Below are 16,192 nucleotides of genomic sequence, written 5' to 3'. Positions count from 1 at the left end.
TCGAAGGATCCGCATGGTCCAGGTGCCGCCTCCCGTCCGCGCGCTGCGCACGCACGCCCGTTGCGCGGCGGCCAGTACCGGCTGTCGCTGCGCGCCGCAGGGCGCGAGGCCCGCGGCGCACGAGGCGGCGGCATGAGTGCGACGGAGGCGCCGACGAAGGCGCCGGTGCAGTCGACGGACGTGAACACGTCGACGGTCTACACCGGACGCATCGGCGCGATCGATCTGGCCCGCGGCTTCGCGGTCTGCCTGATGATCCTCAGTCACGGCACCAACGGTCTGATGCCGCTCGACGATTTTCCCGCGTGGGGCCAGGTGCCGGTCCACGCGATCACCAAGTTCTCCTCGTCGTTGTTCGTGATCGTGTTCGGCATCGCGCTCGCGGTCGCCTTCGTCCCCAAGACCACCGCGCCCGACTGGCCACAGCGACGCAATCGGCTGCTGTGGCGCGGTCTGCTGGTGCTGTTCTGGTACAAGGTCCTGACCGTCGTGGAGATGTATGGCCGCCACGACACCGCCGCAATCGTCGACACGCTGCTGTACCGCGATTTCCCGTCGTTCGTCGAAATCCTCGGCTTCTATGCGATCGCCCTGCTGTGGATTCCCTGGCTGCTGCCGCTGTGGGCGAAGACGCCGGCAGTGCTGCGCTGGTTGAGCCCGGTTCCGGTCGCCTTCGCATCGTGGTGGCTGCTGCACCATTTCGATTTCTGGGGCGTGCCGCAGTTGCAGGCACTGATCAACGAACACCCCGATTACTACACCTGGGGCCAGCTCGCGCGCGGTCCGCTGATCCTCGTCGGCCTGTTGATCGGTGGCGTGCTGCTGCAGGCCTACCGCGAGCCGCGGACGCGCTGGGCGCTGGCAGGTGCACTGGCGCTGGTGTCCGCGGCGCTGTTCGCCTGGTTCGCGATCCGCGCCGGCGATCTGCGCCCACTGCTGGTCGAGATCGCGCGCAATGCCGGCAAGCACCCGCCGCAGTTGATGTTCATGCTCTTCAGCACAGGTGGCGCGTTCGCGTTGCTGGCGCTCGCGGTCGCGGGTGGCGAACGGCTGGCGAAATGGCTGCGACCGATCGCCGTCATCGGCAGCGACGCGCTGATGGCCTTCATCGTGCACATCAGCGTGATCTTCCTGTTGCTGCGCGAAGCGTTGGGTCTGTACCAGGCGGTGACTTACGAGCGTGCGTTGTTGCTGACGCTCTTGTTGCTGGCTGCGACCGCGACGTGGATCTGGCTGTGGGGCACGATGAAGCGGGCTTTGAAGCGCGCGCCCGACACGGAAGTTCAGCGCAAGTGAAGCGACGCGGCACCAGGCTTCCGAGCCCATGCTGAGACGCCTGCGTCTGCTGTGTATCGTCGCTTCGCTCGCGCTTTCCTCGATGAGCGGCGCGGCGCTGTCGCAGCCGGCCATACCTCCTGCCAAAGCGATGGTGCCGGTGAAACCCGGTATTGCGAAGACGGCACTGGCGGCATCGCCGCCTGTGGCCAGGCCTTCCTGGTCAGCCGAGCTCGACCGTCGCGTACGCGACATCGATGCGCGCTTCGCCGGCGAGCTGGGCGTGCACGTGCAGCGGCTCGGCGACGGCGCGCAGTACGACTTCCGTGGCGACGAGATCTGGTATCTCGCGTCCGGCGTCAAGGTGCCGATCGCGATCGCGGTGCTGCGCGAGATCGAACAGGGCTGGCTGACGCTCGACACGCCGATCACGCTGCTCGACAGCGATTTCGTCGATGGCGCCGGCCGCACCAACGCGCATCGCGCCGGCGACCGGCTGACCATCGGCTGGCTCATCGAGCAGATGATCGTCCACAGCGATAACACCGCAAGCGACGTACTGATCCGCACCGTCGGCCTCGGCCAGGTCAACGCGGTCGCGTCGGAACTGATCGCGCGCGACGTGCGCATCACGACCTTGGCCGATGTGCGTCGCCTCGCCTACGGCATGTTCCATCCCGGCGCCGCGGCGCTCACCTCGCAGGACATGCTGGCGCTGCAGCGCGCCGGCAGCAGCCAGGCGCGCGTGCGCGCGCTCGCGCAACGGCTCGGCGTGACACCCGCCGATTTCCTGCTGCCCGATCTCGACAGTGCGTTCGAGTCCTATTACGCCACCCACGTCAACAGCGCCACGCTGCGCGACTACGGCCACATGCTGGCGGCGCTGCAAGCGGGGCGCGCACTGGACCCCGACCGCACGCGCTATCTGCTCGAAGTGATGGCCCGTGCGCAGACCGGCAAGCAGCGCATCCGCGCGGGTCTGCCGTCGACAGCGCGCTTCGCACACAAGACTGGTACCCAGTACCGGCGCGTTTGCGATTCCGGTATCGCCAGCCTGCCGGCACGCGAAGGCACCGCACCAGTGGAGGTGGTCATCACCGCCTGCGCCCGCGGCGCCGGCACCGCCGCCAGCGAACGCGCATTGCGCGAGCTCGGCGCAGCGATCACCGCATCGGGCGTGCTGAATCCCGTCTCTTCGCTCGAACCTGCCCGATGACGACACGACCGCACGCCCGCCGCACGCAGCGGTTCTTCTCCGTCCTGCTGGCCGTTGCCCTGCTGCCGGCCTGCCGCGGTGGCGAAACACCGCCAGCCACCGACGATCCCGCCGCGCAGTCCGCCGTCGATGCGGCGCTGCAGGCCGATGCGCCGTGGGTCGCCGCGCTCGGTACACGGGTCGCCGCACTCGATGACGCGATGCCCGGACGTTTCGGCGTCTACGTGCGGCATTACGGTGCACAGCCGGGCACGCTGGACCGCGGTGACGATCGCGCGTGGTATCTGTCGTCCACGATCAAGATCCCGGTCGCGATCGCGGTGCTCGAACAGGTCGACGCCGGCACGCTGTCGCTCGACGAGACGTTGACGCTCGCGCAGACCGATTTCGTCGACGGCTCCGGCGACATGCTCGAACATAAGCCTGGCGAGACTTTCAGCATCGCCACGCTGCTGGAAAAATCGCTGCGCGACAGCGACAGCACCGCGACCGACATGCTGATCCGCAAAGTCGGCGAAGACCATCTCAACGCCCGCATTCGCGACTGGACCGGCGGCGGCTTCGGACCGATCACGACGATCCTGCAGGTGCGCTATGACGCCTACGGCCCGGTGCATCCGGGCGTCGCGCAGCTCGACAACATGGCGATCGTGCGCCTGCGCAATGCGGACGCCGGCGAGCCGCGTCTGCAGGCGTTGGCGCAGGCACTCGGCGTGTCGCGCGCGGATCTCGATGCCGACACGCTCGAATCCGTGTTCGATGCCTACTACCGCAGCGATCGCAACACCGCGACCCTGCCCGCGTTCGCCACCTTGCTCGACCGTCTGGCAGCTGGCGAACTGCTGTCCGCCGACAGCACCCGCCGCGTGCTCGACCACATGCGCGCCATCAGCACCGGCGACCGCCGCATCAGCGCGGGCCTGCCACCCGATACCGACTTCGCGCAGAAGACCGGCACGCAGTTGCGACGCGCGTGCAACGTCGGCGTGATCGATCCCGAACGCGCCCGCAAAGGCGCCACGCTGGTGCTCGCATGCGCGGAGGATTTCGACGACATCGCGCAGGCTGAAACCGCGTTCCAGGGTCTGGGACGTGCACTGGCCGAGACGGTGCTGGATCCGGAAGGCGGTTGACAGTCCGTCGTGCAGGCGCGCCTGCGCCGGAGTGCTTCATCGCTGCGCCCCTACCGACATCCGCGACGGATATCTCGCAAAGCGCCCATAAAAAAGCCGGCGGATGCAGCCATCCGCCGGCCAGACATTACGGTCCACCCGACCCGCGCGAACGCGGGCCGGGCCTTGAATCAGACCGGCGGCAGGGAGAAACGCGCCTGCAGCGTGACGTTCGAGTACGCGCGAACGCCCGTCAGCTTGATGTAGTACGTCCCTGCGGTCGGGGCATTGATGCGGATCGTTTCCGCATTGCCCGGGCGCGAGGAGTTCCACGTACCCGTTGCCGCCGGCGCCTCGCCGAGGCTGACGTGCAGCGAGACGTCGCCGCTGCCACCCGTGGTGGTGATGCTGAGCGGACCGGTGACACCCGACGGCACGTCGATGCTGTAGAGCGTCTCGGCGCCGGCAGCGCCGGAGAGCGAACGCACCGGTGTCGCGTTGACGATGGGCGTCGCCGGCGGTGCGCAGTCGACCTCGCAGGGCGGCTCGATCGCCTTCAGAACGGCCGCACCTGCATTGACGATGCCAGGCCCGATCGGACGGTTGGCCACCGGTGCGACTGCAAACGGCGTCGCGGTCTGCTTGATGATGTCAAGCACTTCCGTAGGCGTCAGCAGCGGAAGGTCCGCGGCAAGGCGCGCACTCTGCATCAGCGCAACGACACCGGCCACGTGCGGGGATGCCTGCGATGTACCGGCAGAACCAGACGCATAGGTCGGCGAAATGTTGGCAACCGGCGTCGGCGTCGTGGTGCTCGGATTCTTCGCCTGCCAGATGAAGCCGTCGTAGATCTGCGCGCCGCTGCCGGCATCGTTCGCGAACACGCCGCCACCCGGTGCCGAGATGTCGATCCCGGCGCCGTAGTTCGAGTAGTACGCACGCGCACTGGTCACGCCGTTCGACGCAACCGCGATCGCACCCGGGCAATTGGCCGGCGAGAAGTTGGCGACGTCGCCATTGCTGTTGCCCGCAGCGATGACGACCGTTGCACCCAACGCGTTTGCCTGCGCGATCGCAGCTGCTTCAGCAGAAGAACAGGGACCGGATCCACCGAGGCTCAGATTGATCACCTGTGCGGGGTTCTGGTTCGCAGGCACGCCTGCGACCGTACCGCCGGCCGCCCAGATGATCGCGTCGACGATGTCGGCCTCGGCGCCGCCACAATGGCCCAGCACGCGCACCGGCAGATGCTTCGCGCCATAGGCGACGCCGGTCAGGCTGACGCCGTTGTCGGTGAGCTGCGCACCGGCGCTACCGGCCACATGTGTACCGTGCCACGAGCTGTTGCGCTGCTGGCAGGTTTCCGCTCCCGGATAATTGATCGTCCAATCGCCCAGATCCCAGCCGCCAGGCGCGCGACCGGCGGTCGCACGGCCCGACGTCGTAGCGTTGGTGATGAAGTCGTAGCCCGCGTCGGCCAGCGAGGTATCGATGTCGGGATGCGCAGTGATGCCGGTGTCGAGCACGGCAATGGTGATGCCCTCGCCGTCCGAGAGATCCCACGCCGCCGGGACATTGGCGCCGCCACGGTTCGGACCACCGTCGAAAGTCGTGCCGCCGTCCGGCGCGCGCATATGCCACTGGTATTCCTGGAAGTCCGGGTCATTCGGCACGTAAGCCGGCTGCACCGAGGCGATCTGGCGGACGCGGTCGACGCTGACCGACTTCACGTTCGGATCCGCGGCGATCTGGCGGACCAGCGCATCGGCTTCGACCGCGTCGAGACCGCTGGCCAGGTTGACCAGCTCGTGGCCGGTCGCGAGCTTGCGCTGATAGCTGACGTTGGAGGCCTTGCTCGCGCCGCGCACGAGGCCCGAACGCACCAGCGCGCCCTGGACGTTCGTGACGACCGCGGCCTGGTTGCTCTTCTCGCGGGCTCCGTCGCGGTACTCGATGATCAGGCGCTTCACAGGCTGCGCGTCGACGCGCCCTTCGATGTTGTCGGTGGAGACGTTGCCGGCGGCGCGCGAGGTCTTGCCCGCGTTGACGCCGCCAACGGTCAGTGCCGCTGCAACTGCGACCGCAAGCGTGCACGGAATGATGCCCTTCTTCATTGGAACCCTCTCTCTGCAGAAATGATGAAATGCGACGACTGATCCGCGCAGCGTAGGTCCGCTGCACCCCTGTCGCCGAGTCCCGGACCGCCTTCGCGGCCCGGTTGCCCCGCCCGTCTCCATCGCGTCACCGTTGTGCAACGGCGACGCGACGGTCAGTCCTTACCAGCCGAAACCGGCACCCACACCGACCGACTTCTCGTCACCGCTGAACGCACCACCGACGGTCACCGTCGCGCGCTCACTGATCGCACGCTGATAGCCGACCGACAACGCGCTCTCGCCACCCTGGAAACCGACACCGACGCCGACGCGATTCTCGGTGCGGATGCCCGCGGCGCTGGTCGCCATGTTGAGCATTGCCGCGCCCATCGCGCCTTGGCGGTCGATGCGGCGATCGGTGTCGTAGAAGCGACGATCGACGTCACCCTTGAAGGTGTCGAAGTTGTCGTTCCACGCGGCGAACTTCTGGTCGGTGTAGGCGTTGGATGTCGCGACGGCCTGGGTCCGCGCGGCATCCACCTGACCCACGTTCGCCGCATCCGTCGCCTGCGTACCCGCTGCCACGTTGGTGATCTGGCGCTGGTTGCCCGCGCTGCCTACCGACACCGTATTCGCGCGATCGGCCGTCGAACCCTGACCCAGTGCCACCGCCCCTTGGGCGGTCACGCTCGCGCCTTGGCCGACCGCAGTGCCGGACGCCGCCGTCACCGACGCGCCCTCGCCCACTGCCACCGCATTCGTCGCGTTCGCCGAGATGTTGGTGTTGGCACCGACTGCCGTGCTGCCGTCCGCATTGACGCGCGCGTTGCCACCGATCGCAGTGTCGTTCGGACCGTGGGCATACGCATTGCCGCCGACGGCCACGCCGTTCTGGCCATTGGCCGCGGCGTTGGAACCGACTGCGACTGCGTTCGTCCCCGCGCCGACACTGGCGTCATCGGTGCCGGTGCCGTCACCGCCGACCGCGACGCGATCATTGGTGCCGTCGCCGGCTTCGATCACCGTTTCGACCGCGCCGACGCGCTGCTTCAGCTGGGTGATTTCAGTGTTGAGCGCACCGAAGGTCGCCTCGATACCGGCGTAGTTGCTGCCCTGGATCGAGTAGCTCGGTGTCGAGATCGTCCCGAAGGCCGTGTCCACCATCGAACCACCGCCCAGCGCGTCCGCAACACTCTGCAGACCGGCGTTGAGGCTTTCACCCGCGCCGTCGGAGATCCGACGAAGCTGGGCCAGGTTCACCGCATCGGTGTCTTCGGTGCCTTCGGCCACGTTGACGATCTGGCGCTCGCTGCCGCTCGCACCCACCGACACCGTGTTCGCGCGATCCGCCACGGCGCCCTGACCCAGCGCCACGCTGTTGTCCGCGCTGGCGACTGCGGTCTGGCCGACCGCAGTGCTGTTGAGGCCCGAGGCTGCAGCCTGGCGACCCAGCGCCGTGCTGTTGTCGCCGGTGGCAGCCGCCTGATTGCCGACTGCCGTGGACAGTGCGCCCGTGGCATCCGAGTCCCAGCCGATCGCAGTTGCGCCGCGGCCGCTGGAGATCGCGAGCGCGCCGATCGCCGTCGAATGGAAGCCCGACGCGTTGGCCGCCTGACCAAACGCCGCGGATTCTTCATCGCTGGCCGATGCGCCCTGACCGACCGCCGTCGTCCGCAGCGCGGACGCCGTCGCCGCGCGGCCTAGTGCCGTGCTGTTCTCGCCGGTGGCGGAGGCGGAGTTGCCCAACGCGGTGGACAGCGCGCCGGAAGCCGTCGAATCCCAACCGATCGCGGTCGCACCGCGGCCGCTGGACTCGGCCAGCGCGCCGATGGCGGTCGAATGGAAGCCCGATGCATTGGCCGCCTGGCCGAATGCCGCAGCCTCCTCATCGCTTGCGGATGCGCCCTGGCCCACGGCCGTCGAACGAACTCCGGTGGCGCTGGAATTCGCACCGACCGCGACCGTGTTCTCTGCGGACGCTTCCGCCAGTTCACCCGCGGCAACCGAATTCACACCGCTTGCGGTTGCGCCGACACCCGCTTCACCTTCGGCAGGGCTTGCAGCGAAGTAGCGATTGCCTTCGGCGTCCACGTTCGCGATGGCGCCTTGCAGCTGATCGAGGTTGACCGCATCGGTCCCTACCGTCGCAGACGCGACATTGGTGATCTGCCGCTCATTACCGGCGCTGCCAACCGAAACGCTGTCGGCACGATCGGCCAGAGAGCCTGCGCCCAACGCGACGCTGTTGCCAGCGAAGCTTCTGGCATCGCGGCCGATCGCAGTGCCGTCCTGCGCCAGCACGACGCTGTTACTGCCGACACTGGTCGCGCCCACGGCGACCGCATTGACGTTGTAGCCGACCGCCGTCGCATCGTCCTGTGGCGCGAACGCCTGGCTGCCGAGTGCGGTGGCGCGGTTGCCACTCGCCACCGCGTTGTAGCCGAACGCCGAAGCGAACTGGGCGCCGTCTGCGTCGAAGATGTTCAACGCGCTCGCACCCGAGCCGAACGCGGAGCCCGTGGCACCAGCGCGGCTGAAGTAGCCCACCGTGGTGCCGTCCGTCCCACGCGACTCGGCGAACTCGCCGATGGCCACCGAACGCGCACCGGCCGCACCACTCAGATGGCCGATCGCCACGCTCGCTGCGCCGGTCGCAGATGCACCAGCGCCGACAGCGACACTGTTCGTGCCGCTTGCGACGGCGTCATCGCTGCCGTCCTGCGCGCCGTCAGCCTTGAAGTAGCGTGCGTTTCCTGTCACCGCATCGCTGACTTCGGTGAGCTGATCCAGATTGACCGCATCGGTGCCCACCGTACCGGCTGCGACATTGGTGATCTGACGCTCGTCGCCCACATCGCCTACCGACACCGTGTTCGCTCGGTTGGTGAACGCGTTGGCACCGATCGCGACGCTGTTGGCTGCAGTCGCATAGGCGCTCAGACCGAGCGCCATCGAGTTCACGCCAGTTGCATACGAATCACGACCCACCGCGGTGGCGCCGATGGCCGTGGCCCATGCGAACTGACCCACTGCCGTGGTGTTGTCCGCCGTCGCCCATGCCGTGCCGCCGAGAGCGGTGCTGTTGAGATTGGTCGCACGCGACGCCGTGCCCAACGCCACGCTGTTCGCGCCACTGGCAGTCGACGTGTTGCCCACCGCCGTCGCATTTGTGCCGCTCGCCGTTGCCTGGATACCGACTGCCGTGGTCCGCGTGTTCGATGCCGTCGCGCTGTAACCCAATGCCGTTGCGAAATCACCGCTGGCGGTGCTGAAGCCACCGTTGGCCGTCGACGCCAGACCGCTCGCGGTGCTTGTGTAACCCGTTGCAGTTGACTGCGTATTGGTTGCCGAAGCGCGTGCACCGGTCGCGGTGGCGTAAGCACCGGACGCAGTCGCACCCGCGCCGAAGGCCGACGCGCCATCCGCATTGGCGGTGGTCTGCACGGTCACGGTCGCACCCTGTGCATCGACGAACTCCAGCGTGCCGCCGACAGCGGTCGCAGAGTTGGCAGTTGCGGAGGCGCCGTAACCCGATGCCGTCGCGAACTGGCCATCCGCCTGCGCCCCAGCGCCATACGCCGACGCGCCCAGACCGAAGGCATTGGCGCCTTCACCGGATGCAGTTGCGAAATCGCCCTCGGCGTAGGCACCGACATCACCATCGGGGTCGCCCGTGCCGGTGGCCGCGAAGTACTTGTTGTACTGCGTGGCCTCTTCCAGCTGATCGACATTGACCGCATCGGTGCCCTGTGTGCCCGCGGCCACGTTGCTGATCTGGCGCTCTGCACCGGACTCACCCACCGACACGCTGTTCGCACGATCTGCGACGGATCCGGCACCCAGCGCGACGCTGTTCTCCGCGCTGGCGTACGCGCCGTAACCGAATGCCGACGCGTTGTCAGCCTCTGCCCACGACGCCGCACCCACTGCAGTCGAGTTCTCGCCATCGGCGCTGCTGATCCAGCCCAGCGCGGTGGCGTAATCGTTGATCGCCCAGGCGCCGGAACCGAAAGCGGAGGCGCCATCGCCGGACGCACGGACCGGAATGAATCCGAACGCCGTGCCGCCGACCGCAACGCTTTCGAGACCCGTGGCTTCACTGTACTCGCCGACGGCGACGCTGCTGACGCCCGAGGCCTGTGCAGCGATACCGACTGCAGTGGCGTAGTCGGCGCCTGCTTCGGCACCGTAGCCGAGCGCAGTCGCGCCGAAGCCCGAAGCAGCGGAGTAGCTGCCGTAAGCCGATGTCGCATTCTCGGAGGCATTACTGCGGAAGCCGGTTGCCGTCGCCTGCTGACCGGACGCTGCGGCTTCGGTACCGACGGCCGAGGCGTAGGCGCCGGTCGCCTGCGCGCTGCTGCCGACGGCCGCTGCGCCAATTTCACTGGCATACGCCGAGCTGCCGACCGCGACGCTCAACTCACCGGCGGCCTCGCTGTAAGAACCCATTGCCAGCGCGTTGGTCGTGCTGGCCAGCGCGTTGAAGCCGACGGCGGTGGCGTAGTCGGCCTGCGCCATCGCGCCACTGCCCAGCGCCGATGCGCCTTCGCCGAACGCATCGCTCGAAGCACCGATGGCCGTGGCGTAATCGCCATCGGCGTAGGCGTTCGAACCTGCAGCCGTGGCGTCCTCTCCATTGACCAGCGCTTCGCCGTCACCGCTTGCGCGGAAGTACTGGTTGTAGGCAGTGGCTTCTGCCAGCTGACCGACGTTTACAGCATCCGTCGTTTCCGTACCGGCGGCGACGTTGGTGATCTGGCGCTCGCTGCCCGCCGAACCCACCGACACGCTGTCGTCCCGATCCGCAACCGAATCCGCGCCCAGCGCCACGCTGTTCACCGCGGACGCCTCGGCGAAGTTGCCGAGTGCCGTGCTGTTCTCACCCGATGCAACCGCCGCACCGCCGAGTGCGGTAGCAAAGTCGCCTGATGCCTCCGCGGCCGCGATGCCGAAGAACGCACCACCCACTGCAACGCTGTTGTAACCGGTCGCTGTCGCGGCCTGGCCGACCGCGGTGCTGTACGCACCCGATGCGGTGCTGTCCGCACCCAGCGCCACGCTGCTGCCACCGGACGCGTTGCTAGCGTTGCCGAAGGCCGAACTGTTTGCCCCCGTCGCGGCCGCACTGCCACCCACGGCCGTCGCGTAGATACCTGACGCTTCCGCGCGGAAGCCGAAGGCTGCGGCTTCTTCGGCACTGGCGATGCTCTCTGCACCGACTGCGGTCGCGACTTCACCAGATGCGTCTGCGAAGAAGCCAACCGCCGTCGCTTCGACGCCGGACGCTTCCGCCAATGCGCCGCTGGCCAACGCGCCGTCGCCACTGGCGACCGCGCCTGCGCCGGTCGCGGTCGACAGTTCGCCGCTCGCCAGACTCTCGGCGCCCAGCGCCACGGCGTACTCGCCGTTGGCCTCTGCCGTCGCGCCGATCGCGATCGCATTGGCCGCCGATGCTGTGGCGTTGAAGCCGATCGCTGTGGCGAGATCGGCGCCCGCGAACGCACCGCTGCCGAATGCGGAAGCACCATCACCAAGTGCATTGCTGGCATCGCCTGCCGCGGTCGCGTTGAGGCCGTCAGCGAAGGCGCCGACATCGTCCGCCGGATTTTCGTTGTTGCCGGTTGCGGCGAAGTACTTGTTGTACTGCGTCGCGGTTTCCAGCTGGTCCAGGTTCACCGCATCGGTGCCCTCGGTACCGGCAGCGACATTGGTGATCTGACGCTCGCTGCCGACATCGCCGACTGACACGGTATTCGCGCGCGTCGCGGTGGAGTTGGCACCCAACGCAACGCTGTTCGCACCACGCGCGGTGGAGTAGTAGCCCAGCGCGAGGCTGTCCTCGCCGCTGGCCCAGGACTCGCTGCCGATCGCGGTGGCATTGGTGCCTGCTGCATAGGCGAAGTAGCCGACCGTCGTGCTGCCGTCGCCCTCCGCCGCGCTGAGGGTGCCGAGTGCCGTGCTGTTGTTGCCCGACGCCACGGTGCCCGCACCGAACGCTGCAGCGTTGTCACCCGACGCGGAGGTCGACACCAGGAGGCCAAAGCCGGGGATCAGATCGGCAGGTCCGCCAACCGCGACGCTGCTGGCGCCGCTGGCGGTCGCCTGCGAGCCGACCGCCGTCGCGAAATCGGCAGATGCCGTCGACACGGCACCCAATGCCAGCGACTGGTCGCCGATCGCGCTGGCACCCACGCCGACTGCCGCAGAAGCAAAGCCCGATGCTTCTGCACTCGCGCCGACGGCCGTCGCGGCCACGCCTGCGCTGGTCGCGGATGTCTCGACAGGTGCGCCACCGAGCGTCAGCAGGGGATTGCCCTCCTCGTCGACGGCATTGCCGCCGATCGCGACGCTCGCAGGACCGTCGGCCTGCGCGCCGGCGCCGAACGCCGCACTGTTCTGACCGAATGCAGTCGCGTTGAACCCGACGGCGGTCGAGTTCATCGACTGCGCGGTCGCGCCGCTGCCGAACGCCGACGCCCCTTCGGCATTGGCGCTGCTGGAGGCACCGATTGCCGTGCTGTAGTCGCCTTCGGCGTAAGCGTCCGAGCCGGATGCCGTGGAATCCGCGCCGAGCGCGTATGCCTCGCCCTCGCCTGTTGCGCGGAAGTACTTGCTGTTGGCGGTTGCCTCATCCAACTGACCTAGATTCACCGCGTCCGTCGCTTCCGTACCGGCCGCGACGTTCGTGATCTGGCGCTCGTTGTCGACGCTGCCGACCGACACGCTGTTCTCGCGATCCGCGATCGAATCCGCGCCAAGTGCGACGCTGTTCACCGCGGACGCCTCGGCGAAGTTGCCGAGTGCCGTGCTGTTCTCACCCGATGCAACCGCAGCACCGCCGAGTGCGGTAGCAAAGTCGCCGGATGCCTCCGCAGCCGCGAGGCCGAAGAACGCACCGCCCACCGCCACGCTGTTGTAACCGGTCGCCGTCGCCGACTGGCCGACCGCCGTGCTGTAGTCACCCGATGCGGTGCTGTCTGCGCCCAATGCAACACTGCTCGAGCCGGAGGCCGCGCTCGCATTGCCGAATGCCGAACTGTTGAGGCCGGACGCTGCCGCGCCGCCACCGACTGCCGTGGCGTAGTCGTCGGTGGCCTGTGCGCCGTACCCGAACGCTGCCGACTCGGCACCGCTCGCGGCACTCTCGGCGCCGACCGATGTCGCGGTCTCGCCGGTCGCGGCAGCCGCATACCCCACAGCGACCGACTCGATGCTGCTCGCTTCGGACAGGCCGCCCACGGCGACGCTGCCTTCGCCGCTCGCGCTGGCGTTCATGCCGATTGCGGTGGATGCCGCTTCGATCGCGAAGGCGCCACTGCCGAATGCCGATGCCCCGTCAGCGCCTGCGTACGCGCTTTCGCCCGCTGCCGTGGCGTACTCGCCATCGGCGGCCGCGGCGTTGTCGTTGTCGACGCCGCCGGTCGCGGTGAAGTATTTGCTGGTTTCTTCCGCGACGTCAGCCACGGCTTCCAGCTGCGCAAGATTCACGGCGTCGGTCGCCTGTGTACCCGCAGCGACGTTGACGATCTGACGTTGACTGGTCGCTGTACCCACCGACACAGTGTTCGCCCGGTTGGCGAGCGCATCAGCGCCGAGGGCTACGCTGTTAGCCGCGGACGCATAAGCGCCCAGTCCGAGCGCAGTCGCATTTGCGCCCGTCGCATAGGAGTCCTGGCCCAGCGCAGTCGTGCCTGCACCGGTCGCCCATGCAAATTCACCGACCGCAGTCGCGTTGGCACCGGTCGCCCAGGCGAACTCGCCAAGTGCCGTCGCGTTCGCCGCGGTTGCACGCGAGCCGCTACCGACTGCAGTCGCGTAGAGGCCCGTTGCACTGGCGCCCGCACCGACCGCCACGCTGTTCGCGCCGGTCGCCGCACTTTCCGTACCGACCGCGGTAGAGAAATCGCCCGTTGCATTAGCCACCGCACCGAAGGCCGACGCCTGCGCGCCGGTTGCAGCCGCACCCACACCTGCCGCCGTCGAGGCGAAGCCGGACGCGTCGGCGCTCGCGCCCAACGCGGTGCCCCCTACACCCGCGCTCGCTGCGCCGGTTTCAATCGGGTTGCCATCCGCATCGATCAGCAGCGGATTGCCGTTCTCATCAACAGCCTGACCGCCAACTGCGACGCTTCCCGCGCCGTCCGCCTGTGCCAGGGCGCCGAGCGCGACGCTGTTCTGGCCTTGCGCGGAGGCGTTGTAACCAACGGCCGTCGCGTAGTCGGCCTGTGCGGCCGCGCCGCTGCCGACTGCCGAGGCACCGACGCCATATGCATCGCTCGATGCACCCAAGGCGGTGCCGTAATCACCATCTGCAAACGCATTTGAGCCGACTGCCGTGGCGTCATCGCCAGACGCAAACGCCTGGCCGTCACCCGTTGCCTGAACGTAGTCGAGCTGTGCCGTGGCCTCTTCCAGTTGGCCCAGGTTGACCGCATCGTTTGCCTCGGTGCCCGCCGCGACATTGGTGATCTGACGCTGATTGTCGGACGTGCCCACAGACACGCTGTTCTCGCGGTCGGCGATCGACAGGGCACCCAGCGCGACGCTGTTCTCAGCGCCTGCATAGGCGCCGTAGCCCAGCGCAGTCGCGCCCAGTGCATCCACTTCGGACAGCGTACCGACAGCAGTCGCGAAATCCGCGAGTGCTCCCGCGCCTGCACCCAGTGCGGCAGACCGGTAGCCGACTGCCTCCGCGGCAAACCCGTTCGCGATACCGCCGAGCGCCGTGCTCTCGTCCGCCGAGGCGATGCTGTTCTGACCAACAGCCGTGCTGGCTAGGCCCGACGCCGTGCTGTCCGAACCGACGGCGACGCTGGCGTCGCCTGAAGCAGTGCTGGCGTTACCGAACGCGGAGCTGTTGAGACCGCTAGCCGTCGCGTAGCCGCCTACGGCCGAAGCGAAATCACCCGCCGCAGAAGACTGCAGACCGAATGCCGATGACTGTGCGCCCGATGCGGCGCTTTCTGCGCCGACCGCGGTCGCACCATCACCGGACGCATCCGCGATGTAGCCGGTCGCCGTCGACTCGACGCCCGACGCCTGCGCGCCGGCACCGGTCGCCGTGCTGCCGAGGCCATTCGCACTGGCACCCGCGCCGGTCGCGGTGGCCTGGGAAGCCAATGCGCTGCTGCCATAGCCGACTGCCGTCGCATCGATGCCAGTCGCAGTCGCGCCGCTGCCCAGTGCAGTGGTCTGATCTCCCAGCGCCTGGGCGTTCGAGCCGACTGCAGCGGAATAATCGCCTTCGGCCGTGGCGCCCGAACCGACGGCAAGCGCTTCCTCGCCTTCGGCGATCGCGGCGGCATCGCCTGTCGCTTCGACGTAAAGGGCGGTTTCGCCCGCGACATCGGCGACCGCTTGAAGCTGCGCCACGTTCACGGCGTCGCTCGCCTGCGTACCGGCGGCCACGTTGGTGATCTGGCGCTGGGCATCCGCGGTGCCGACCGAGACGGTATTCGCACGATCGGCAACCGAGTTGTGGCCGAGCGCCACGCTGCCGTTGGCACTGGCGACCGCACCGCGACCCAGCGCGGTCGAACGCACCGCCTCGGCGCTGGCCGAGGTGCCGAGCGCGACCGAACCGTCGCCGGACGCGGTGCTGTTGGTACCGACGGCCGTCGATACGCCGCCGAGCGCCTGGCTGCCGCGACCGAGTGCGACAGCGGAATTGCCGCCTGCAATCGCAGCGGTGCCGATCGCGGTCGAGTTGAGGCCCGATGCATTCGAGAGCGCGCCGAAGGCGGCTGCATTGGTGTCGACCGCATTGGCACCGCGACCGACCGCCGAGCTGTTGGTGGCCGTGGCGTTGCTGCCGGTGCCCAGAGCCGTGGTGTTGATTTCCGATGCAGTGCTGTTGACGCCGACCGCTGCGGCATTGGTGCCGCTGGCCGTGGCGTTGCGACCGAGTGCGGTCGAAGCGTTACCGGTCGACTGGGCGTTGTTGCCGACTGCCGTGGCGTTGTCGCCGGTGGCATTGGCGCGCGCGCCGACTGCCGTGGCACGCAGTCCGCTGGCGACGGCGGCACGACCGAATGCGGTCGATGCAGCCCCGGTCGCCTGGGCGCCCACACCGCACGCCGTGCTGTCCGCCCCGACTGCCGTACCGATCGGATTGCCGTTGGCGTCCAGACAGACCGCTTGCGCCAGGGCCATGGGTGAGGCCATGCCGAACAGCATCAGGCTCAGGGCGATTGCAAGCGCGGAACGGCCGGGCGCGGCGGCGCCACCGCCGTCGGATGCGCCGGCGCTGTCGCTGGATGCCAGCTCGGAGGCGACCACGACCTGGCCCAGCGACTTGTTCCATACCTTGCGATAGATGCGATTCATTTCGAGCCCCTCGAAGTGCTTGGTTTGATTGGAATTTCGGCGAAAAAAAAGCCGCAGCGTCGTCGAGCGACCGCTGCGGCTTCCGGGTGTCTCAGGCGTTGGCCGTTCCGTGCTCCGGAAGCGGCTCTGCAGCGCGGGAACGCGCTACATGAAGGCGGGATGTACGC

The 16,192-nt window shown here is 68.2% G+C and carries 5 protein-coding genes; 3 read left to right on the top strand and 2 right to left on the bottom strand.

Going from position 1 to position 16,192, the window contains the following annotated elements:
- Positions 1–132: 132 nt before the first annotated feature.
- From V3391_RS16200 to V3391_RS16190, 3 genes are read left to right on the top strand one after another with little or no spacing between them, the layout of a single operon-like run.
- A complete protein-coding gene (locus V3391_RS16200) occupies positions 133–1,296 on the top strand; it encodes an acyltransferase family protein (RefSeq protein ID WP_332079463.1) in 1,164 nt (387 codons plus the stop codon).
- 28 nt (positions 1,297–1,324) lie between these two features.
- Positions 1,325–2,491, top strand: coding sequence for a serine hydrolase (locus V3391_RS16195; RefSeq protein ID WP_332079462.1), 1,167 nt, complete (start codon positions 1,325–1,327; stop codon positions 2,489–2,491).
- Positions 2,488–3,624: a serine hydrolase gene (locus tag V3391_RS16190; protein WP_332079461.1), complete on the top strand. Its 1,137-nt coding sequence runs from the start codon at positions 2,488–2,490 to the stop codon at positions 3,622–3,624. The genes V3391_RS16195 and V3391_RS16190 overlap by 4 nt, the downstream gene beginning before the upstream one ends.
- A gap of 170 nt (positions 3,625–3,794) precedes the next feature.
- Here V3391_RS16190 and V3391_RS16185 read toward each other — a convergent pair whose 3' ends face one another.
- Together V3391_RS16185 and V3391_RS16180 are read right to left on the bottom strand one after the other, a co-directional pair.
- Entirely contained in the window at positions 3,795–5,717 is a 1,923-nt protein-coding gene (locus tag V3391_RS16185) for a S8 family serine peptidase (protein WP_332079460.1), read from the bottom strand.
- 162 nt (positions 5,718–5,879) lie between these two features.
- Positions 5,880–16,025: an ESPR-type extended signal peptide-containing protein gene (locus V3391_RS16180; protein WP_332079459.1), complete on the bottom strand. Its 10,146-nt coding sequence runs from the start codon at positions 16,023–16,025 to the stop codon at positions 5,880–5,882.
- Positions 16,026–16,192 lie beyond the last annotated feature (167 nt).

It is taken from the genome of Luteimonas flava (genome assembly GCF_036584485.1).
Lineage (GTDB): Bacteria > Pseudomonadota > Gammaproteobacteria > Xanthomonadales > Xanthomonadaceae > Luteimonas > Luteimonas flava.
Note: the sequence above shows the minus strand (reverse complement) of the source record. Positions and strands in the feature narration are given on the sequence as shown.